The organism is Acinetobacter beijerinckii CIP 110307 (assembly GCF_000369005.1).
GTDB classification, from domain to species: Bacteria; Pseudomonadota; Gammaproteobacteria; order Pseudomonadales; family Moraxellaceae; genus Acinetobacter; species Acinetobacter beijerinckii.
In genome coordinates this window covers 354071-375827 of the sequence record NZ_KB849764.1, presented here as the reverse complement: position 1 = coordinate 375827, position 21757 = coordinate 354071, and the positions used below count along the sequence as shown (strand labels likewise).

Sequence of the window (21757 nt, the reverse complement as noted above, 5' to 3'; positions counted from 1 at the left end):
TAAGTTATTGTTTCAATAAAGATAACGATGTCGTTATCTATTTAGTTGTATGAACAGTTGGATCTATTACTGCTCTTGATTTTGTAAATAATAATCATTCAAATTTATTATTTACATCCATCTAATTCCCACTTTTTAAAAGAGGAAATTAAATTCTGTGTTAAAACTTAGTTGTCCAGCTGACTTTTAGCGTGCGGCCTGGTGCAGCCATTGCACTCCGAGTGAGAGGATCGATATAGAACTGGTTTGAAAGGTTATTTCCAACAAATTCAACCGTGTTATAGGTATCGACTTGGTAGCGTGCATAAGCATCAAAAATCCAAGTATCATCCCAAGCCAGTGGTACGTTGAGGTAATAGCCTTTATTGATACCCGCATCGTTATTTTTACGTAGCGGACTTTCATAGCCTTTGTAGAAGGTTGCTCGGGCACCCAGTTCCAATCTTTCATCTAGAAAACGTGCGCCTAACAAGGCATGTGCACTGAGTTCTGGTGTCGACATGGTGACAAGATAACCATTGGGAAAACCATCATCGACGCAACGTTGGTATGCATCACGAAATTGAATTCCCTGATCTGTTTGTACAGTCCCACTGATAATCATTTTATCGATGGCACTATTAGTGTCACAAACTTCATTTTTGAGGTTATAAGCCAAACTTAAATCGCTAAAGAAAGCACCATTATCAAACCGGCTTTGCAGTTCTAGACCAGAAAGTTTTTGCTCATCCATATTGGTGAAAAGCAGATTTTGATTTCGCTCAATCACATTTTTGGTTTTGTTATAGTAATATGCCAGTTTAATATCGGCATTTCGTGCTGAGCTTAACCAGTCACGCATGTCATAGACATAACCCACTTCATAATTAAAAGCGTGTTCAGGTTTAATCGCTTGATATGGTATCATCGCAGAGAAACCGACCGTACTTTCAAATAAGCTGGGTAAGCGATACTCTTCTGCATAACGTACATAGAGCCTATTATTATCAGTTAAATGAATAGATGCACCGAGCTGAGGTGCCCAACCACTGTCTCTTACTTTCTGAACAGACTCAATTGGAACCTGCTCAATCACCGCAGGGCTAAGATTGCCATTGCCAGTAATTACATATTTTTGACCTAAGGCATTCAGTCGATCTATTACATTATCAGCCAAAGCCAAATGACCATTTTCATCTGCTTTCCAAGTGAGTGTATTTTTCTGTATCCAAATGAGGTTATACAAAGTCGTTTCAGATGCAGGAACACTTTCTAACTTACCATCCCAGTCTGGATTTTTGGCGGCATAACGTTGTGAGAACCGATCCAGCAGACGTTGCTGCTGAGCATTGTAACTTTCAGGCATCGTTACATATTCAAAGCTATATTCTTTGAGTTTACTTTTCTTGGTAAATAATGGGTTTAATGCAGGATCGACCCCATCTCTCAAGGATTTATTTAAGAAATCATCAAAGGCCCAGTATGAGCGATAGCGCATACCCGCATCAAAACTAAGCCAAGAGGCAGGACGATAGTTAAAATTAAAGTCAAAGGTTTTTTCTTCACGTCGGCCTGCACGCGGTAAAGCCTGAAATAGACTATACATTGGACCGTATTCACCATAGACATCATCAGAAGTCAGTTTTTCTTTTAAGAAGCTTCCGCCCAAGGTTAAATTGAGTTTGTCTGTTAATAGGGCTTTATTGCTGATATTAATGCCCTGACGTCGGTTGTCAGAATGGCTAATTGCCGTATTGATAATGCGATTGTCCCGAAAATCAATCGTCGTTGGCCAACCACCGCGTGTATAGGTTTGGCTTTCTGTATCGGTTTGCCAAATATTGGCATAGAAGTCGACCCACTGATTCGTTTCGGGTTTAAACTTATACTCCAAGCTATAAGCTTTGGAACGAATGTCACTGAGAGGCCACTGTGGTACACCAATTTCAGGTGTTAGCCCCCATTCAATCCGTGAAGGCATGATTTCACCAAATCTATTTTTGGTGTCTCGATAGGTCAATTTTAGGGCTTGGTCATCCGTTGGTCGATAGTTAGCTTTGAATAACCAAGACTCCATTTGACTCGAAGTATTCGGAACCTCAGCACCTGGCTTATAGGAATGAGCAAAATAAGGAATAAAATCGAGACTATTACTTGGTTCTGCTCGTTTATAGTAGCCCGACCCATGCGTACCCGAAAAATAGTTGCCACGTTCACGAACCGCATAAACTGCCAATAAATCAAATTTATCCTGCTTCATTGCCAACGCAAGTCGGCCTGCTAGGTCATCCCCCGAGAAGTTGGAATTATCATTTTTAGTTCGATTCTTTTTGTAAATGTCGGGATCATACTTTTTACCATCCACATCATTCCAAGGAGTCGTATCATTATAATTCTTGCCGACCTTGCTCATATCAGGTAACGATGGGTCAATAGAGTTGGTTGAACCTTCTACTTTTAACTCCGCACCGAATGTTTTACCTGGGCGAACGATATCATCCGCTTCCAAGGTCTTAACCACTACACCACCACCGACTGAAGTTGTGGTATTTCGTTCTAACGATGGGCCTTTAATAACTTCAATGCCAGCAATCAGATTCGGATCGATATAATTTCGGTTATTCACGCCATTATAGCCGCGCCATACTGCAATCGACTGCTCAGTGCCATCGATAGTCAATGGAACACGACCTACACCCTGTACGCCACGAACACTCGGGTCCAATGCCCCACTATTTCGGGCATCACCGCTATAAACACCGACCATACCTTGTAAAACATCGGCTGGATTAGTGCCTTTAAAGCGCTCAATATAATCTTTTCCTGCATAGACTGAAGATCGATTGGCATCGTAAACCCTGTTGCTCCCCTGTATATCTCGATCTTCTTGCCCATAAACAATAAGTGGGGTCAAACGAACTGAAACTTCATCATCCTGAGTTGGTACAGACGCTGTCTTGTTCACAACCGCAGTTGCAGCAACTGACGCAGTATTGGCATTTTGAGTGGTTTTTTTCGCCAGCGTGTAACCTTGTCCCACCTTGACTGCATAAAATGTTGAAGATGCTAAAATATGTTGAAAGCCTTGTTCTATTGCATAGTTTCCTTTTAAACCCGAACTGTATTGCCCTTTTAATTGCTGGGCATCAATTGCAATAGCGGTACCAGATTGTTCAGCAAATTGATTCAAGACATTGGCTAAGGTTCCCGCTGGGATATTATAAGATTTTGCCGCAACGGTTTCCGCATAAGCATGTTGCATGGGTAAAGCTAAACTCGCAATACACGCTGAATGTACAGCAAATGCGAGTGTTGAAAGTCGAAATAAATTCCGACTTCGCATTTGACCATCTCCGACTTTCTTCATTTTTGCCCGCCCCAGTAAATGTAAATAAGAATCATTAAATCTATTAAGATAAAATGATCCCAAATTTATTGCTTCTACTTACTATGACGAATAGCTTTGAAAAAAGTGGAACCTCAATTTGAAAAAAAATTAAAAATTTTTTTAAAACGCATTCATTTGGGCTATGAAAATACAGATTTTTTTATTTTTTTAATGAAATAAAAATGAGATATGGTGTAACTTGATATACCTTTAAGTTGGGAAATACAGTTGCTAATAATTTAAGTGCATCTTGTGTCTGATCTAATGGCAACACGGCATTCACTTGGATATCTCGCAGTGCTTCGGCATTAAACACGATTTTGCCTTTATAATTTTGATCTAATTCTTTTAATACTTGGTCAAGCGGTAAATCCTCTACCATCAATTGATGTTTATTCCATTTTTGTTGTTCATTATAAATATTCAGTGCGGGTAATGATTGCACGCCATTTTGATTCATACTGACGGCTTGCCCTGCATTGACTATTACCTGCTGAGTTGCATAACCATGCGCTGTAGACTGTACACGGACTCGCGAATGCAACATTTTTAACTCTGTCGCTGAAGGCCTAAAAGCCACGCTAAAAGCTGTTCCAAGTGCTTGAATCTGCCCATGTTTGGTTTTAACTAAAAACGGTCGATTCGGATCTTTGGCAACATCAACATAGATTTGCCCTTGAACCAATTCAACCACTCTTTGCTTTGCCTGAAAATCAATATTGACTGCACTTTTCCCCCGCAGAATTAAGCGAGAACCATCTTGTAAGGTTTGTGTTGTCCACTGTGCCGAATCGCTGCGAACATCAGCGCTTAGATAGGCAATAGAAGTATCAGATACATACAGAGAACTACCGCTGATGATAACGAATGCAATGACAAATGCACTCCCCGCACGAACATGTTTATATGCTTTTGCAGAACCCAAACCTGCTTTGAGTGCTGACTTGACCACTTTTTTATGCTGTGCTGTTTGAGATACTTTTTGGATTGAGCGAATACATTGCTCGATATCAGCCGCTACTTTTTGATGTTGTTGGCTATGTTGCTTCCATTGATTAAACTTTAATTGTGCATTTTTTCGTGTCGGCTCATCATCTGAACTTAACTGCACAATCCATAATGCCGCTTCCTCGACCAATTGATTGTGATCTTGTTTATCGATAGCCATTTAAATGCTCACATCCATATCTAGTCGGGTTTGATAACAGCGTATTAGACAGCTTGCCAGATATTTTTGAATCATCTTGGTCGAAACGCCCAGTTTCTCTGCAATTTCTTTATGGGTATAGCCTTCTAGATAATGCAAGATATATGCTTGTTGTGCTTTTGCAGAAACATCTTCCAAGGCTTTACAAAGTTGGTCAAGAGCCTGAATGATTTGCATTTGATCTTCTGGTGAAGCAACCGCATCCAGCATGTATTCCATCTGGCTCAAGCCATCTAAATAAGCCTGTTCAATACGTTTGCGACGGACTTGGTCAATGAGTAAGTTTTTTGCAATAGAAGTTAGATAAGCACGAGGTTCTTTAATCCCCAACAGCTCATCACGTGTTTGCAGTAATTTAATAAAGGTGTCCTGCACCAAATCTGCGGCTTGCTCAGTGTTGCCTATTTTTTGTCTCAACCATTGATGAAGCCAGCCTCTATGGTTTCTGTATAACTGATCTACAAGCATAGGGGTTTTGTTCACAATCACTTGACTCAAAACAAAATACTTCACAAATGATAATAATTATCATTTAATAAAGTCAAGAATTAGTTTCCTATCTGAATAATTTGTCTTCATTACCTATACATTTCAAATTTTTACACATCTTTAATTTAAAACTTTAATATTTTCAATTTAATAGACTTTTAAACTAAATTTTACCGTTTTTTTCAAATGGATTCACAATTGAAATCATCTAAATTCATAAAAATAAAGAATTAAAATTAATAAAAATTTAATATATGATAAAATTTATTTGTAGTAGTATTGTTATATAGTGTAAGAACAGGTAAGTTCCATGCCACATTCATCAATAAAATTCAAAAATGAAAATGAATACTCGCTATTTACACAAATGGCGAATTTTCACTCGAAACCTGAACTAATTGACCTAAAATTAGAACCGACTAAAAACAAAGTATCTGTGTGGATGGATGCTGCCGTGATTACAATGTTTTCTTTTGGTTTCTTTATTAGTCTTGATAGTGAATTAACTCATCAAATCGTTAACTCTCTATTATTGATAAAAGCCAATCAGAACGAACCTACTCTTTTCCAAAGTCGTAAAATCATCGATGACAAGGGCTTCTCTCTTCATCATACGTTCATGTATGAAGTAAATGAGAATACTTCGATTAAATTTTTATTTAATAAAGATTGGAATATTAACGAGTTTAATACAGCTTGTGATATTTTAATCAGAGAATTAAAAGCTTATGAAAAAAATGAAGTAAGTCAAATCTCAGAAGTTGTGAATACACATTTAAATTCCGAACTTATCTTCATGTCGATTGATGTTAACTTTGATGTGATTTATTTAATCAATTAAGCACTCAATACCGAGCATTAAGTAAACAATTAAAATTTATTCGTAATTCAAATATTAAAAAACCACTTAGGATTAGTACACCTAAGTGGTTGTTTTATATGGTGGGCCCACCGTGACTTGAACACGGGACCAACGGATTATGAGTCCGCTGCTCTAACCAACTGAGCTATAGGCCCTTTATAGTGTAAACTCTTGTATTTGCAAGTTTTAACACCGAAAGGATGGTAGCGAATTTTAAATAGGAATACAAGTTTTTTTAATGAGAAGAAATGAAAAAAACGGATATTTGCTATTAAATTAAACAATTGAATTACAATTTTAGAAACCGACAGTGATAATTGTAGAGTATTCGCTTAAGGATATGTCATTCAAAGAATTGAGACTATTATGACATTTCTAAAAAGCATGAGCGAAGTAAATCAGTATGTTTAAATGCCTTCTATTTAAACATACTGATCACATTTATAGAAAATGAATCCATTCAATTTCAAATTAAACCTGCTGTTATAAGCAAAACTTTGAACTCCAATTAATATTACGAACAAGTCACACCATTTATCGTCATTATTCTTTTTTCATCCACCATATTTACAGAAGCAGCAACTGCATCAATAACACGACTCAACCCGATAGTTGAAGCATTTACAACATCTTGAGTTTTATTAAGATCATTTAAAACAGGTTGGGTGAATGACATTCTGCAACTGAACTGATGAATCGTATTAGTCGTGTTTGGGTTGGTTTTTTCTGATAAAACTTTAAAAGGGTCTTCTCGTTTAATTATCCATGCAACCGAGATCTCAACGGCTCGATTATATTTGTCACTAGCATGATTATAGATTATATCAAAACGTGAAAAATCTGTTGCAATACGATATGACACTTTACCACCTGTCATGCCACTACTATATCTATCGACAGCACCTAATTTTTGCTGTAACCCAGCCGATAAACCATCTCGTAATTCAGCGCTTAATGTCGAAGTCCAACGTTCATTATCTAACACTTTGGACTGTCCATTATTATTTTGAACTACCAAAGGTGCTCTATTTAAACGATCAGGTAGACCTACAGGCAATACTTCAATCACACGAACATTAGAACTCACTATTGGCGTCACTTTAGGCGCCAATGTATAGTAGTTGGGTGTAGTCGAACTAGAGCAGGCACTCAACATTATCGTCATTAAAACTAGACCACTATCGACAATCACTTTCTCATTGAAAAATGATTTTTTAATGCTTTTACTTATCATTGTCAGCCTCTGGTCTTTTTCCACGAATCAGTGATTCAGGATGTTGTTCAATATAATCTGCCATAAGTTGTAATGAGGCGGCAGCTCGTGTCATTTGTTGAAGTGCTCGACGCACATCCTGCTGCATTGGTGCATCACTCGATAAAATTGTTTCAGTAGATTGCATGGTTTTGCGCACATCGTCTAAAGCAGCTTGTAAGCCAGGAGCAACTTTACCATCTAACTGTTTTACTAATTTATCTGTAGATTCAATGGTCGTATTCATATTATTCAATGTTTTACGAACATCCTGACCAATCTCAACCAATGGGAACTTACTCACTTTATCTGCAATTTGAGAAACTTGCGCTTGTAATCCACTTAATTCAGTTGGCGTAGTTGGTACTTCTGCTTTGCCATCAGCACGAATTATTAAAGTTGCTGATTTGGCTTTAGGGAACATATCAAAAGCGATATAGTTTTGCCCTGTAAGTAAATTCCCTGTTCGCATTTGTGCACGCCAGCCTTTTTGAATGAAATGTTTAAATATTTCACCATCTGGATCTAACTCTTTACCATTTGCAAGACGTGAAGGATAAATTACAGCGTCAACACGCATACGAAGTTGTGAATAGCTTGGGGCAAATTCAACATTAATTGATTTAACACTGCCAATTTCTATACCCATAAAATCAATCGGTGCACCAACAGCTAAACCACGTAATGAATGATTAAAGTACATTAAAATTTGATGTGCTTTACCATCTGGCTCTTTCATCGCTTCAGTTCGTGAATCCCACAAGTTAAAGCGACTGTTATTTTCAGCCGAAGCAGCGCTAGATGTTTCAGGATAACCAAAAGCAATACCACCCGCGACAATACTTGCAAGTGATTGAGTGTCTAAATTAAATCCAGATGCATTCAAAGTCACATCGACACCACTCGCTTGCCAAAACCGCGCATCTGTTGTCACGAACTTATCATAGGGTGCTTGTACAAATGTTTGCAGCTCTACGCTTTTACCATCTTGAGCTAATTTATATGCTGTAATCTGACCAACATTAATACGGCGATAATAAATCGGCGCACCGATATCAAGAGAACCTAAATCACGTGCTTTTAAAAAGAAGACTTTGCCGGGTACGTCGGATGAAATCACGGGAGGAACTTCAAGCCCAGAAAAATTTTCTTTTTTTTCAGGCGATTTACCACCATCAACTTCAATATATGCACCTGACAGTAAAGTATCAATACCAGATATACCACCTACTCCCACTCTTGGTCGTACCACCCAAAACCGAGAATCTTTAGCTGCAAAATTACTGGCATCTTTTCTTAGTTCAATTTTAGCAATCACATGCGAACGATCTTCAGATAAATCAATCTGTCGAACTAGTCCAATATCCACCTGCTTATAACGAACTGTTGTTTTACCAGCGACCAAACCTTCAGCCGTTCTAAATGATACATCTATCGTAGGACCTGTATCCAAAACAGCTTTTATTGCAAGTGAAAGACCAATTAATAATGCAATAAATGGAATCAACCAAATTAGTGCTGGTCTCCAACGATCTTTCTTTTTCTGAGGTTCAGGTAATCCTTGCTCTTTCAAATTTGACTCTGAAGAACTTAAGACAGACTGTTCGTTATTCGGCGTATTCTCAGACATACTTATGATTCTTTTCTTGGTCAAAGTTAAAAATTTGTTTATTCAATGGAGTTTTCCATGTGCATTACTGTCGAAGTTTTCTCTATAGATTGCTGGCGATCACGAGTTTCATTTGCGTAATAATTGTCCCAAATAATTCGCGGATCAAAACTCAAAGATGCAAACATAGTGAGAACAACAACTGCTCCAAATGCAACAGCACCTGGTCCAGCTAAAATTGTCGCAAGCGATTGAATCTGAATGAGCGCAGTTAATAAAGCCACTACAAATACATCGATCATCGACCATCGACCTATAAATTCGACAACACGATATAGCAATGTGCATTGTTCAGGAGAAAAACTCCATCGTGAAAATGATTGTATACGTACTGCAATTAATAGGAAGCACAAGATCAGTAGTTTTAACATAGGAATAAAGATACTCGCCATAAAAATTACGGCAGATACCAAATAGTCACCACTTTTCCAGAAATAGATCACACCACTCATAATTGTATCTTGCTGACGACCAAGCAATGAATCCGTCATTGTCATCGGTAATACATTTGCTGGAATATATAAAATACTCGCAGCGATTACTAATGCTAAAGTTCGATCTAAACTATAAGGTTTGCGAAGATGTAATGCAGTATGACAACGTGAACAATATTGATCATCACCATCCACATTTTGTTGCGGATTTAAAAGACCACAACAATGACATTGTAAGAGTGAAAAATCTTTCGCTCTTGGGTAGAGTTTAATATTTCCAACCGATTCATCATTATATTTGTTGGCGCTTACATGCTGATTTTTCATGATAAACACCTATCAATTTCGTCCCAAATATCTTTAATTTTTATTGAAGATATATAGACCAGCAATATACTTAATATGCCAAATGCCCAAAGTGCAATTCCTGGAATGACAATAACCATCCCTACTAACTTTACAAGAGTGACCAATACACCGATAAGAAAAACCTCAACCATTCCCCATACTCGAAATAAGAACAGCACTCTTAATGTCAATCTTAAAAATTTAGGTCTGGTTTTAAAAATTCCGATTGAAGTGAGTACATACATTAAAAGCATCAAATCAATTAAGGGAACGATAAATGTGGTTATTAAAATTAAAATACCCACAAAAGCTCGATCAATCTGAAACATTGTCCATGCTGCACCAAGCAATGTCGTCTGGGAAAAATTCCCTTGTAGCTCAACTTTTACTATAGGAAAGCTATTAGCAATAACAAAAATAATAAAAGCAGTTATTACCAAAGCTAACAGTGAAGTAAACGATTTGGGTTGTCTATAAAGTTCTGCACCACAACACTCGCAATACGCCCGCTCTCCAGCGGCTAAATCAACTCTACGATAGATCGTGTCGCATTCCTCGCAACCCACTAATTCCAACTGAGATAAATCCTCTCCAAAAATATGAAGATCTTTATTTTTTAAAAGCTCAGATCGTTGCTCAGATGTCAGTTGACTCACGTAGGATTTCTACCGTTTCGTTATAAACTTAGTTGGAAGTTTTAAGCATTATTAATCGCATTGGTTTAGACCATCTTAACTGATCAATTTGAAACTTGAACAATACTCACACAATTTATATAACTATATGTTTATGAGCAACTCAGAAATTAAAAACATAAGCACAGAATTGTTATGCGGATAAATATCATCATCCTGAATTTATGCTTAGGCTATTTTTCACAATTAAAGCTTTTTAAAAGTATGCAACCATTACTAGAACTTACGCGCTATTAAATTAATTCAAAGATTTTAGTCTATATCATGAACATAACAGCGCTTTTAGACCTAATATAAATGTCAATTTAAAGTAAAGTTAATTCGCTACGAGCATGATTGATATGGAAATTGATGAAGACCTAACCTTAAGAAAAATTCAAATTTTTCTAGCTTTCATGCGCTGTGGCAGCCTTTCAAAAACTGCGACAGAAATGCAAATCAGTAATGTCAGTGTTCACAAGGCATTGCATTCCCTAGAAAATAGTCTGCGCTGTCCATTATTTAAAAATGAAGGTCGCAACTTAATTCCATTAAAAAGCGCTTATGTACTACAAGAGCATGCTCAAAAAATCGTGCAAGACATCGTCACAACGGTTAATAAAACGAGAGAAGCGGCTGGATTTGCAGCCAAAGTTTTACATTTAGGTTCTTTATACTCGCTGACTGTAAACACCATTCCGAATGTGATTAGTCGTCTAAAATTACGACGAGGTGAATTAGATATTCAATTGCTACTCAGCTCAAACCTAGACCTAGTCAAAAAGTTAAAAACAACCGAGTTAGATGCAATTATCGTTGCATTAAATCAAACAACATCTGATCCTGATTTTGAAAGCTTAGCGATGTTTGAGGACAATATATATCTTGCTGTCAACAAAAACTCAGCGCTATCAACTTTAGAGGAAATCGATTTAAGTACCTTGAAAGACGAAACTTTTTTAACACTTTCTAAAGGTTTTGCAACACGTCATGACAGCGATATTGTGTTTGAAAAAGCAGGTATTGATCCAAAAGTTTTCTTACAGGTAAGTGATATTTTCACCTTGGTCAGTATGGTCAGTACAGGTGTAGGCATGGCTTTACTACCTGGCCGTATCTCTACAATTTATGAAAGTTCGGTCAAACTTATTCCATTACAAGCACCTTATCAAATCAAACAGGAAATTGGACTCGTTTTTCTAAAGAGTAAAGAAAGGGATCCAAACCTATTGGCATTAATCGCTGAATGTCGGATGTTTGCGCGACAATATTTATAATTATTTGGGTAGTTAATATTTAATTAACTACCCTTTTTAGTCTTCAATTTCAATTAACTAAAAATTGCATTGACGGTTAGAAAGAAAACTGAAGGTCCAAGTAAGCATCCTAATCCTGTATAAAAGGTAGCAACTAAAGCACCGTATGGAACTAAACGGACGTCAGTACCAGCTAAACCAGCAGCAGTTCCACTAGTTGTTCCAGCTAAGCCACCAAAAACCATTGCTGATCTAGGGCTTTTTAAATACATAAACTTTGCTAATAAAGGCGTTCCAACCATAAAGAACACCGATTTGATTAAACCAATCGCAATTGACAATGCAATTACATCTGAACTTGCACCTATGGCAGTACCTGTAATCGGCCCCACGATATAAGTCATCGCACCGGCACCAATTGTAGTCATTGAAATTGGATCTTTGTAACCTAAACACCAAGCTACAACAACTCCAATTGCAAATGGCACAACACATCCTAAAGTCAAAGCAATTAATCCGACTTTTCCAGCTTTTTTCACCTCTTTCACATCGACTTCAAAAGCTGTTGATGCAATTGCAAGATCGCGGATCATTGCTCCACCTAATAATGCAAACCCTGAAAATATTGCAATATCAGAAATACCTTTGGTGCCATTGGTATATACGCCTGCAAAATATGCCACAACCAATCCTAATGTAATTGCAATTGCTGAACTCTGTAACTTTCCTTTGGTTAAGTATTTAGACAATAAATGCGATACAAACATCATCAAGCCAGTAACCGCAAGTGCTGTGACAAGTGCATTTTTACTGAGAACCGCTATTAAATCTTCCATTTCATCAATCCTTTATATTATTTTTTAAGCCGTTTTTTCAGTTGTTTCTAATGACCATTCATATGTTTCATAGTCACCACTCATACGGTTCAAATAACGAATAACCAACACTGTACCTATAAGTGAAGCAACAGATACGATAATTCCTAATAAACCACCCGATAGTGCCGCGACAACATTTTGTCCCGCAGACATCGCGACAACGATTGGAATGTACATCCCTGACCAATATAAAATCCCGAATTGTGTGACTTGAGGAAGATAACCTTTTTTCGCTAATAACTCTTTCGCCAATATAAGTAAAATCATAGAGATGGCTACACCACCAACATTTGCCTTTACACCCAAAAGCATGCCTAGCGTATTACCAAAATAATCACCCAATAAATGACAAATCGCTAAAATTGCTGTTCCGTATATAATCATTTTCCGTTTCCTCTATCCTTTGAGTTGCATCATTTTTTGATTATGCTTTATACAAAATCTTCTTCCTTTTGCATTGCATTAATCAGACTTTCAAGTTGTGTATTTTGAAAGGATAAGACTGTTCCTTCTTTAAATACTTTCCGAGCTAAACCCGTTAAAACAGTTCCGGGTAAAGCCTCTATCTGTAAGCGCACACCTCGCTCCCATGCGACCTGAACGGTGCTCTGCCAATCCACTGTCCGACTCATGTTAAAAACAATATCGTCAATAATTTGAGTATTTGTTCTGAGTAACCGTGCAGAAGTACCACTCAAATAATGAATAGTTGGTTGTTGCGAGTTTAATCCTTTCACCAAACACGCGAGTTGCTGTGCTTGTTTTTCCAAAAGCATGCAATGTGATGGCACACTAATTTCAATTTTTTTAGAAATTGCTCCACTCTCATTTGCATATTTTGCTACTCGTTGCATTGCATCAAATGAACCTGAAATCACCACTTGATTTTCAGTATTCAAATTTGCAATGAAAACTTTCTGACTATCTGATGCTACTTTTGCAATCCATGACTCAACTTGAAAACGATCAGCGCCAATAATTGCAGTCATTCCATAACCATTCGGATATGCTTGTTGCATCAATTCTGCGCGTTTGGCAACCAAAGTAAGCCCATCTTCAAAGCGAATAACATTGGCAACCGTTGCCGCAGCCCAAGCACCGATCGATAAACCCGCAACGTACTTTGGTTGTAACCCTTGCTCTCGTAATAAAGCGGAACTAATAACACCAGCAATGTATAAACAAAGCTGAACTGCATAGGTAGACTTTAACGCGTCAACCTGATCAAGTAACATGACGTTTTCTTTCAAAACATCTGATGCCTGTTCAAGATACTGATTCACCAAAGCATCCTTTGGAAGATCATGTAACATATTGATCTTTTGAGCACCTTGTCCTGGATATACCCATATTGAGCTCATGTTATTATTCCCTTAGTACCAAGGATTTCCGACCAAAACAGCAGCATCGTTTCTCTTTAGTAAAACGCTCCCTTTTTTGCCTGCCCATTCCCTAAGTGCGACACCACCCTGAGGTGTTTGTAATTGCACATCAAGCTTCATATTGAGATGATCTAACTGAAGTAAAATAGTTTGAGCAAGCGATTTTGAAACAGGCTCATCTGCTCGAATGAGTAAATCAATATCGCTATTTTCTGTGACTGTTCTCAATCCAGTAGCCAATTCAAATCCAACACTACCTGTATAACCCCATGTCATATTAAAGCTTTGCATCACGTTATAAACTTTCTGCAACTTCAACTGTAAGTGAGGAAATAAGCTTAAATCCTGTTCTATTAAGCACTCTGGTCGTATATACTTTGTAATGACATTGATCGGCACCTCAGTTGCAAATCTTTGACTCCGCTGAATTCCACGTATTCCAACAGCAACCATATTACACACTGACACAGCACGTCTTACCACCACAGGCTTTTGCTCGGATATCGTATCAACCACCCATTGTGGAGCGCTATCAGGCAATAACTTTGTGGTCATGCCCCACAGAAGATCATGAGGTTGGAAAGAATGCATCATGTCCATTGCTCCCTCAACAACTCACGAACTCGTTTTGACATACTGCGATTCTCTGCATCAAGACGATGCTTTAAATCATTTACACCGCTCAAAGTAATATCTTCAAAAGCATTTTTTAGCGCTTGCTGTATGTACTCAATATCTTCGTCAGTCGGTTCGTCCGCGTTACTCACATTTAATAAATTTGATAGTAAGCCTAATGAATTATAACTTTCGATGTCATAAGCCATTGGTGGAATATTGGCAGCAAGACTTTCTAATTCATCGACAGTTCGCAAAGTCACACGTGCTGCTGATTCTTTGCCCATAGCATGTACCATTACACCCTGATCATTTAATGCCAAGATTCGATTTGCTTGATAACCATGTGCTAAAAAAGCCCCAGACATAGATTTACCTACCAGCAAACTTACAAGCGGATGTCCTGCCAAACGTGCACGAGCATAACTATCTACTGCACCCGCTAATGCTTGGTGAATTCCAAATACTTCTTCTCTACGACCATATGCCTGACTTGGTACATCCACAATACAAACAATGCCACGCTTTTTTTCAAGCTCTCGATCAGCTTGAATAATCTGATTTACGGCAAGCGCTAAAGACCAACCTTCAAGTAATCCAACTTCACCTTGTCGTGCTCTTGGATAAAGATTATGTTCATCAGCTACGATAGAAAGCACACTGATTTCCATCCCATCGAGCTGCCCATTTGCAACATGTAATGACGCTATACCAGTATCAATAGCTTCAAAATTTTGAGTTAAAACATTGAACCAATGTTTTCCTCTGATTGAACTTCTCACCGCATTTACATCCATGTTCATGCTTGTTCTCCCTGATATAGTTTTTGTACTTGCATCGGTGAAACCTGATCTGAAGTATCTACTTGAGAAAGTTTTGACAAATAAAATGCAGCTTGGGTACTACGTTGAACTTTAGGGAGTCCTTGTTGCATATAATGAATAATTTGCTGCTTAATTTGGTCACGATCATCTTCGACAAACGCATCCGCAAGACCACTTGCAAAACGTTGCTCGCCACCAGTAATGCTCCAAATGAATGGACGATCTTTGGCGTTATACTCTTCTACTCCTGCTTCTTGCTCAATCACTTGAGGACCGTTTAAACCTAAACGTCCCTCTTGAGTCATAATCAGATAACTACATAATCCAGCAGCAATAGACATTCCTCCAAAGCAGCCTACGCTACCTGCAATGACAGCTATAACAGGCTGAAATTGTCTCAGCTCCACAATAGCGGATTGAATTTCAGCAATCGCAGCCAAACCTAAATTCGCTTCTTGTAATCTGACTCCACCAGTCTCTAGCAATAGAATTGCAGTGGTTGGAATATTGTTTTGGTTGTCTTCAATTGCGAGCTCTAATGCACCAGCAATTTTAGCGCCGCCCACTTCACCCAAACTGCCGCCTTGAAATACGCCCTCTATTGAAATCACCACAACTGGCTTTTGTTGAATCAAACCTTTGATAATCACAACGCCATCATCCGCTTGTGGCACAATATTCTGTTTCAATAGCCAAGGTGACATCATGCGACTGAACGGATCAAGTAGTTCTTTAAATTGATCTTTATCAAATAATGACTTTGCTCGCTCACGTACACTGAGTTCGATAAAACTTTGCTTACTGAGTAAATACTCGATATCAGCCATGTTGCACCTCTTCAAATGCTTGCTCTAGTCTTAAACGGACAACCCCAGGCGTAGCACCAAAATCATGAATATCAATATTCACAGCGGGCGTGTTTGGATCTAGAAAAATACGTTCAAATAAATTTTTCCAACGTTGCTCGCTGCCATCCACAGAAGTCATCACTTGAATCGTTGTTTTTCCTGAGGTGCTAGGCTCCATTAAAATTTCTAAATCACCTGAGCCTACACAACCAACTAAGGCAGATTTTTGTGAAGATTGATTTGCATTAAATTCAAAATTCAGTATTTCCATTGATATATTCCCTGTTATCAAGCCCAGTTGTATTGTTCAACTTCATCTAGAAATAAAAGTGTGGCTAGTAGATCTGCTGCTCCACCTGCTGAAGCTCTTATTGCCAATAACTCCTGTTCTAATTGTTCAAGTCGATTCCGTCCTTGAACAGTCGAACAACCGCCTAGCTCTAATATGTGTTTGGCGCCGGTTTGCATTAGATTCAAACCTTCAAGTCCTGCTCTATGGATGACGCAAGTATCCGTCAGCTGTGCCATCATCGCTAACAAAGCATTCAAACGTGCCTCAGACTCTTTAATCCCTTGCTCACGACTCAGTCTTAACTGGGTGATTCCAAATTGAGTAATCATTGGAAAACCTTGCTGAGCTTGTTGTTTAGCGCCATTGATGCCAAATTTCTGTCTTATTTTTTGACCGTGACTCAGACTTTGCTGAGGAATAAAACGATCTTCAATCTGCGCTATTTGGCTGGCTGTGGCACAAATATTATCTATAAGAAAAGGTTGCTGATTTCGAACTCGTAATGCAGTAGCAGTTACTACAAGACCAACTGACCAAATTGCGCCACGATGTGTATTGATACCTTTCGTGACTTGCAACATCCGTTGTTCGCCTTGTCTACCGAGTTGACCAATGTCCTCTCTTAAACTCTGACAAACTTGACCATGATATTCAGCAGCTTCAGCCATGGCTTTGAACATAGGCAACAAACTACGTGCTGATTTCTCCATTAGTTCAAGCGTCAAATCATCATGCGCTCCGCTTCCGCGTTGATCGACCAATGCTGGTTTAGGAGTTAAATTCACTTCAGCCAATAATGCTTCTACAGCCATATCTGCTAGATATTCTGTAGTGCTAAAAAAGCTAGTGGTTTTTAGGATCGCGTTCATTACCAGCTCCTAAATTTTGCAGGCGGTTGATACAATCCATCAGACCAAGTCACTAAATCTGCGATGTTTTTGGCTGCTAACAGCTCACGCGTTGCATCCGTGCGCCGAATACCTAAATCTTCAGGAAATACAACTAATCCTTCTTGACGCAATTTTTGTGTTTTTTTAGGATCTTGGCTTAGACCAATTTCTGTGACCCCTGCAACAGCAGCAATCATGTCACGGCGTTCTTCTAAACTTCGAGCTTTGTATAAATAGGCTATGCCTTCCTCGGTCAGCAAATGAGTAACATCATCGCCATAAATCATAATCGGCGCTAAATCCATTCCAGATTTTTTTGCCACATCTACAGCATCTAAAGTTTTAACGAATGTCGGTTTGCCGCCTTCTTGATAGGTTTCAACCATTTGAACGACTAGCTTTTTACCACGCGCCAAATAGGTGTCAGTATCTGTACTGCCCGCAATACGCATATCCATCCATGCTGGTGTAGCATGACGACGACCGCGTGGATCATGTCCCATATTGGGAGCACCACCAAAACCGGCTAAGCGCCTTTTGGTTACTGTTGAAGAATGACCGTCTCCATCTACCTGAAGCGTTGCGCCAATAAATAAATCAACTGCATATTGCCCTGCGAGCTGACACATCATTCGGTTAGATCTTAAAGAGCCATCACGACCTGTGAAAAATATATCTGGACGTGCCGCAACATATTTTTCCATTCCCAACTCAGTACCGAAACAATGCACACTTTCAACCCAACCTGTTTCAATCGCAGGAATTAAAGTTGGATGAGGGTTTAAAGTCCAATTACGGCAAATTTTTCCTTTTAAACCTAAGGATTCACCATAAGTCGGTAAAATAAGCTCAATCGCAGCGGTATTAAAACCAATTCCATGATTTAAAGATTGCACCTGATGCTTTTCATAAATACCTCGAATAGCCATCATCGCCATTAACACATGTACTGGTTTAATGTGTTTAGGATCACGTGTGAATAAAGGTTCAATGTAAAATGGCTGATCTGCAACAACGATAAAGTCCACCCATGAAGCGGGTATATCAACACGCGGCAGATCACTCACGTCATCAACGAGCTCATTGACTTGTACAATCACGATTCCATCACTGAATGCTGCTGGTTCAATCAATGCAGGCGAATCTTCGGTACTAGGGCCTGTATAAATATTGCCTTGTCGATCTGCCATAAACCCAGCTGACAACACCACATTTGGGATTAAATCGACCAGCAAACGTGAGTACAATTCGATATAAGTATGTATCGCACCTATCTCAAGCAATCCATCTTCAAGCAACTGACTGATACGTAAACTTTGCGTTCCTGCAAATGAAAAATCTAATTTGCGTGCAATACCATTTTCAAATAAATCTAAATGTTCAGGACGCCCTACACTGGGCATAATCATATGTAGATCATGTAAAATATCGGGGTTCGTTTTTGCCAATGACCGTGATAAAAAATCTGCCTGTTTTTGATTATTTCCTTCGAGTACAACTCGATCACCAGGTGTAATAAGGGTTTCTAAAACCTTGATAATATCTTGTGTTGGAATAACTACGCCGTCTGTATACTTTTTTGCCATTTCCAACTTGAGTTGTTTACTATGCCGACGCTTTGTCCATAGTCGTTCTTTATGCTGAACAGAACCTTCCATGTGCTTTTCCTTGGTTATGTCTTGATCTATTCTTATAAAAAACTTTTTCGAGATTTTGATCAATCAACCTAAATGCAAATTCATTAACTTAAAGTTAATAGTCGTGTTTTGTTTTAGTTCAAAACCCAAATTTTTAAAATGGTTTTGGTTTGGTCTAATAAAAGACTCCTCTTAAACTAAGCACAAAAAAGTTGATCCAAATTTCTTTGAATCAACTTTTAAATTAATATTATTACTATGATTTTATTAGAATATTACTATTTACATTGCTAATTTGGCATTCGGAAAGAAGCGTTCTTCAATCAAGTCATAACACCACTGGAATATAAATGTATAAACCAAAATACACATGGTTAAACCAAAGTCTAAAATTAATGCATCAATGAAACTCATTTTCATCATGTAGGCAATAATCGGAATGGTCGCAAGCATCAAACCGCCTTCAAAGCCGACTGCATGAAGAATACGAACTGGGATGGTCCTTTTCCATTGGTATTTATATTCAACTTTCTCGAAATAATGATTAAAAATCATATTCCACACCACAGAAATCACCGCCATGATCACACCTAAAACACCAGTGACTTCTAAAGGCATATTAAAAATAAAACTTAACGCGATTGCGATGATGACCAATAAAATCACTTCATAGCTCATCGCATGAACGAGTCTTCTTTTGGAAATCAACATTTCTATAACACTCACTTGTTTGGATATGAGCCATTTTATTTTTATAATATTGATTAATCCAATCAGATTCTTTCAGTTTTTTTGACAGATGAATATAAATCAAGAACAACTTTTAATGTTCCAAACCGTGATTGAAACAGGTTCATTTTCTGCTGCTGCACGTAAATTAGGCAAAGTACCTTCTGCTGTGAGCATGTCGATTGCCAATTTAGAAATTGATCTCAATCTCAATTTATTCGAACGAATTGGTCGTGAACCAACACCGACAGCCGAGGCAATAGTGCTGTATGAAAAAACTCAGCAATTATTGATTGAAATGAATCAATGGAAGCAACATGCGCATGCCTTGAGCAATGGTCTTGAATCAACACTAAATATCGTTATTGTCTCAGAATTACTCCATACCAATTGGACTGATTACATCACCTTGCTAGAACAAAATTTTCCCAGTTTAGCAATCAATATCGTTTCAGCGCCTCAAGAAGATGCTCTACAAATGTTACTTGATCAAACTGCACAACTTGCACTGATGTTTGAGCGAGAACAACTGGATAGTCGGGAACAATTTGTAGAGTTAAAAAGAGAAGCTTTGGTTCCAGTACTTGCTAAGAATCATCCTCTTGCACAACTAGAGAATGTTTCTTTCGAGCAAATGGTGCAAACGCGTCAAATTGTTGTCGCAAGTCGGGATAACAGTATTAAACCAGAATTACTGTTTTCTAAAGATTATTGGCGTACTGATAGTCATCACTCTGCTTGTATGATGATTGTGAGAAATTTAGGTTGGGGCGTACTTCCACTTGAAATGTTTAACGAAAATCCTGAGCTAAAGAAGAAATTGAAAATCTTAGAACTGTATGATTTCACCCCGAAATTCGAATATTTCGTTGATTTAGTATGGAGTAGAGAAAGTGAATTAGGTGCTGCGGCGCGTTTTTTAATTGATCATATTAGAGCACAACGCCATGATAAGGCTAAATAACAACCACTTATTTAATACTGATCCATCAAACGAAAGCTGTACTTTGCTTTCAGTCAGATTGTGTTATAAAAGAAGTTACCAATAATATTGTTTATTAAGAACGTTATATCAATGACCCAGAATGCATTAGACCAATTAAAGAATTTAACAACCGTTGTTGCTGATAGTAGTGATCTTGAAGCAATTGAAAAGTTTCGACCATTAGATGCAACAACAAACCCTTCACTCATTACCGCTGCGGCTGAACAGCCTGAAAGTAAAGAGCTGATTGAAGATGCCTTTTATCAAGCCAAAGAAGAAGGCTATCAAAGTGATGCGTTGATTGAACGCACTATTGATATTTTGACTGTAAAATTTGGTGTAGAAATTCTAAAGTTAATTGATGGTCGTGTTTCAACTGAAGTAGATGCTTCTCTTTCATATGATACCGAAGCAACAATCGCTAAAGCTCGTGAACTGTCTAAACTTTATCAAGGATACGGAATCGAACAATCACGTATCTTAATCAAGATTGCTTCAACTTGGGAAGGTATCCAAGCAGCAAAAGTACTTGAGGCTGAAGGTATTCCTTGTAACCTCACCTTGTTATTTGGTTTACATCAAGCGCAGGCGTGTGCAGATGCAAACATCACTTTGATCTCTCCATTTGTAGGTCGTATTTTAGATTGGTATAAGAAAGCTGAAGGTGTTGATCAGTACCCGATCGAAAAAGATCCTGGTGTCTTATCTGTTAAGAAAATCTATAATTATTACAAACAACATGATATTCAAACTCAAGTTATGGGTGCGAGTTTCCGTAGCACAGCACAAGTACTCGGTTTGGCAGGTTGTGATTTATTAACGATTGCACCGAATTTATTGGCACAATTGAAACAAGACCCACTAGCTATTCAAGCGCAATTGACCAAAGAAGCAGCGCTACAAGCTGATAAAATTGAACGCGCGCTGCAAACCAAAGAAAGTTTTAAAGCTGAGTTAGAACAAGATTTGATGGCTTTCCAATTACTTCAAGGTGGAATTGATGGCTTCATCAAAGCACGTGATCAGTTGAGTTTATTGCTACGTCAGTCTTTCGGTATTGATGCTGAAATTAAAGCATAATTAGTCGATTTTTCACCTATAAAAACCGATTTTTGTTAT

Annotated in this window: 21 protein-coding genes and 1 tRNA gene; 4 read left to right on the top strand and 18 right to left on the bottom strand. The window is 38.1% G+C overall.

Features of this window, described 5'->3' with window-relative positions; genetic code table 11:
- Positions 1-160 precede the first annotated feature (160 nt).
- The 3 genes from hphR to F933_RS03385 form a co-directional block, all read right to left on the bottom strand.
- Positions 161-3322: a hemophilin receptor HphR gene (hphR, locus tag F933_RS03395; protein WP_005058511.1), complete on the bottom strand. Its 3162-nt coding sequence runs from the start codon at positions 3320-3322 to the stop codon at positions 161-163.
- A gap of 205 nt (positions 3323-3527) precedes the next feature.
- Positions 3528-4535, bottom strand: a complete 1008-nt coding sequence (locus F933_RS03390; RefSeq protein ID WP_005058509.1) for a FecR family protein — start codon at positions 4533-4535, stop codon at positions 3528-3530.
- The gene (locus F933_RS03385; RefSeq protein ID WP_005058508.1) at positions 4536-5057 is read right to left on the bottom strand and encodes a sigma-70 family RNA polymerase sigma factor; all 522 of its coding nucleotides are present in this window, start codon (positions 5055-5057) and stop codon (positions 4536-4538) included. It abuts the gene before it with no gap.
- 316 nt (positions 5058-5373) lie between these two features.
- Here F933_RS03385 and F933_RS03380 point away from each other — a divergent pair, with 316 nt between their 5' ends.
- Positions 5374-5904 carry a hypothetical protein gene (locus tag F933_RS03380; RefSeq protein ID WP_005058506.1) on the top strand — a complete coding sequence of 177 codons (531 nt, stop codon included), beginning with the start codon at positions 5374-5376 and terminating at the stop codon, positions 5902-5904.
- 99 nt (positions 5905-6003) lie between these two features.
- Here the strand turns inward: F933_RS03380 and F933_RS03375 are convergent.
- From F933_RS03375 to F933_RS03355, 5 genes are all read right to left on the bottom strand, one after another.
- Positions 6004-6080: transfer RNA gene (locus tag F933_RS03375), tRNA-Ile, on the bottom strand.
- Between the two features lie 359 nt (positions 6081-6439).
- Complete coding sequence (locus F933_RS03370; RefSeq protein WP_005058504.1) at positions 6440-7159, bottom strand: PqiC family protein; 720 nt, start codon at positions 7157-7159, stop codon at positions 6440-6442.
- Positions 7149-8813, bottom strand: coding sequence for a PqiB family protein (locus tag F933_RS03365; RefSeq protein ID WP_420805075.1), 1665 nt, complete (start codon positions 8811-8813; stop codon positions 7149-7151). The genes F933_RS03370 and F933_RS03365 overlap by 11 nt, the downstream gene beginning before the upstream one ends.
- A gap of 32 nt (positions 8814-8845) precedes the next feature.
- Positions 8846-9607 carry a paraquat-inducible protein A gene (locus F933_RS03360; RefSeq protein ID WP_005058501.1) on the bottom strand — a complete coding sequence of 254 codons (762 nt, stop codon included), beginning with the start codon at positions 9605-9607 and terminating at the stop codon, positions 8846-8848.
- Positions 9604-10227 (bottom strand): paraquat-inducible protein A, encoded by a 624-nt coding sequence (locus F933_RS03355; protein WP_045505159.1) that lies wholly within the window; start codon positions 10225-10227, stop codon positions 9604-9606. Before F933_RS03355 ends, F933_RS03360 begins: the two co-directional genes overlap by 4 nt.
- A 437-nt stretch (positions 10228-10664) precedes the next feature.
- Between F933_RS03355 and F933_RS03350 the strand changes: the two genes are divergently transcribed.
- Positions 10665-11579, top strand: a complete 915-nt coding sequence (locus tag F933_RS03350; RefSeq protein WP_005058498.1) for a LysR family transcriptional regulator — start codon at positions 10665-10667, stop codon at positions 11577-11579.
- A gap of 53 nt (positions 11580-11632) precedes the next feature.
- Here the strand turns inward: F933_RS03350 and madM are convergent, their stop codons facing one another.
- The 10 genes from madM to aceI all read right to left on the bottom strand — a co-directional run bounded on the left by madM (position 11633) and on the right by aceI (position 19635).
- A complete protein-coding gene (gene madM, locus F933_RS03345) occupies positions 11633-12394 on the bottom strand; it encodes a malonate transporter subunit MadM (RefSeq protein WP_005058497.1) in 762 nt (253 codons plus the stop codon).
- A 24-nt stretch (positions 12395-12418) separates the two neighbouring features.
- Positions 12419-12820 (bottom strand): malonate transporter subunit MadL, encoded by a 402-nt coding sequence (madL, locus tag F933_RS03340; protein WP_005058496.1) that lies wholly within the window; start codon positions 12818-12820, stop codon positions 12419-12421.
- Positions 12821-12867: 47 nt separating this feature from the next.
- Complete coding sequence (mdcH, locus tag F933_RS03335; RefSeq protein WP_005058495.1) at positions 12868-13797, bottom strand: malonate decarboxylase subunit epsilon; 930 nt, start codon at positions 13795-13797, stop codon at positions 12868-12870.
- 12 nt (positions 13798-13809) lie between these two features.
- Positions 13810-14418, bottom strand: a complete 609-nt coding sequence (locus F933_RS03330) for a malonate decarboxylase holo-ACP synthase (RefSeq protein WP_005058493.1) — start codon at positions 14416-14418, stop codon at positions 13810-13812.
- Complete coding sequence (mdcE, locus tag F933_RS03325) at positions 14409-15236, bottom strand: biotin-independent malonate decarboxylase subunit gamma (protein ID WP_005058491.1); 828 nt, start codon at positions 15234-15236, stop codon at positions 14409-14411. The genes F933_RS03330 and mdcE overlap by 10 nt, the downstream gene beginning before the upstream one ends.
- Positions 15233-16084 carry a biotin-independent malonate decarboxylase subunit beta gene (locus F933_RS03320; RefSeq protein ID WP_005058490.1) on the bottom strand — a complete coding sequence of 284 codons (852 nt, stop codon included), beginning with the start codon at positions 16082-16084 and terminating at the stop codon, positions 15233-15235. The genes mdcE and F933_RS03320 overlap by 4 nt, the downstream gene beginning before the upstream one ends.
- Complete coding sequence (locus F933_RS03315; protein WP_005058488.1) at positions 16077-16376, bottom strand: malonate decarboxylase subunit delta; 300 nt, start codon at positions 16374-16376, stop codon at positions 16077-16079. Before F933_RS03315 ends, F933_RS03320 begins: the two co-directional genes overlap by 8 nt.
- A gap of 17 nt (positions 16377-16393) precedes the next feature.
- A complete protein-coding gene (locus F933_RS03310) occupies positions 16394-17266 on the bottom strand; it encodes a triphosphoribosyl-dephospho-CoA synthase (protein ID WP_005058487.1) in 873 nt (290 codons plus the stop codon).
- On the bottom strand, positions 17266-18945 hold the full coding sequence (gene mdcA, locus F933_RS03305; RefSeq protein ID WP_005058486.1) for a malonate decarboxylase subunit alpha: 1680 nt from the start codon (positions 18943-18945) through the stop codon (positions 17266-17268). Before mdcA ends, F933_RS03310 begins: the two co-directional genes overlap by 1 nt.
- 261 nt (positions 18946-19206) lie before the next feature.
- The gene (gene aceI, locus F933_RS03300; RefSeq protein WP_005053415.1) at positions 19207-19635 is read right to left on the bottom strand and encodes a chlorhexidine efflux PACE transporter AceI; all 429 of its coding nucleotides are present in this window, start codon (positions 19633-19635) and stop codon (positions 19207-19209) included.
- A gap of 88 nt (positions 19636-19723) precedes the next feature.
- On the opposite strand from aceI, the gene aceR reads away from it, so the two are divergent.
- Together aceR and tal are read left to right on the top strand one after the other, a co-directional pair.
- Positions 19724-20617 carry an HTH-type transcriptional regulator AceR gene (gene aceR, locus F933_RS03295; protein WP_005058483.1) on the top strand — a complete coding sequence of 298 codons (894 nt, stop codon included), beginning with the start codon at positions 19724-19726 and terminating at the stop codon, positions 20615-20617.
- Between the two features lie 111 nt (positions 20618-20728).
- A complete protein-coding gene (tal, locus tag F933_RS03290) occupies positions 20729-21718 on the top strand; it encodes a transaldolase (protein WP_005058481.1) in 990 nt (329 codons plus the stop codon).
- The last annotated feature ends 39 nt before the right edge of the window (positions 21719-21757 follow it).

Coding starts and splice junctions, on each gene's coding strand:
- mdcA (WP_005058486.1), bottom strand. CDS start 18,945: ATGGAAGGTTCTGTTCAGCATAAAGAACGACTATGGACAAAGCGTCGG.
- F933_RS03390 (WP_005058509.1), bottom strand. CDS start 4,535: ATGGCTATCGATAAACAAGATCACAATCAATTGGTCGAGGAAGCGGCA.
- F933_RS03315 (WP_005058488.1), bottom strand. CDS start 16,376: ATGGAAATACTGAATTTTGAATTTAATGCAAATCAATCTTCACAAAAA.
- madM (WP_005058497.1), bottom strand. CDS start 12,394: ATGGAAGATTTAATAGCGGTTCTCAGTAAAAATGCACTTGTCACAGCA.
- F933_RS03310 (WP_005058487.1), bottom strand. CDS start 17,266: ATGAACGCGATCCTAAAAACCACTAGCTTTTTTAGCACTACAGAATAT.
- F933_RS03330 (WP_005058493.1), bottom strand. CDS start 14,418: ATGGACATGATGCATTCTTTCCAACCTCATGATCTTCTGTGGGGCATG.
- F933_RS03320 (WP_005058490.1), bottom strand. CDS start 16,084: ATGGCTGATATCGAGTATTTACTCAGTAAGCAAAGTTTTATCGAACTC.
- tal (WP_005058481.1), top strand. CDS start 20,729: ATGACCCAGAATGCATTAGACCAATTAAAGAATTTAACAACCGTTGTT.
- hphR (WP_005058511.1), bottom strand. CDS start 3,322: ATGCGAAGTCGGAATTTATTTCGACTTTCAACACTCGCATTTGCTGTA.
- aceI (WP_005053415.1), bottom strand. CDS start 19,635: ATGTTGATTTCCAAAAGAAGACTCGTTCATGCGATGAGCTATGAAGTG.
- madL (WP_005058496.1), bottom strand. CDS start 12,820: ATGATTATATACGGAACAGCAATTTTAGCGATTTGTCATTTATTGGGT.
- F933_RS03360 (WP_005058501.1), bottom strand. CDS start 9,607: ATGAAAAATCAGCATGTAAGCGCCAACAAATATAATGATGAATCGGTT.
- F933_RS03380 (WP_005058506.1), top strand. CDS start 5,374: ATGCCACATTCATCAATAAAATTCAAAAATGAAAATGAATACTCGCTA.
- F933_RS03350 (WP_005058498.1), top strand. CDS start 10,665: ATGGAAATTGATGAAGACCTAACCTTAAGAAAAATTCAAATTTTTCTA.
- F933_RS03370 (WP_005058504.1), bottom strand. CDS start 7,159: ATGATAAGTAAAAGCATTAAAAAATCATTTTTCAATGAGAAAGTGATT.
- mdcH (WP_005058495.1), bottom strand. CDS start 13,797: ATGAGCTCAATATGGGTATATCCAGGACAAGGTGCTCAAAAGATCAAT.
- mdcE (WP_005058491.1), bottom strand. CDS start 15,236: ATGAACATGGATGTAAATGCGGTGAGAAGTTCAATCAGAGGAAAACAT.
- aceR (WP_005058483.1), top strand. CDS start 19,724: ATGAATATAAATCAAGAACAACTTTTAATGTTCCAAACCGTGATTGAA.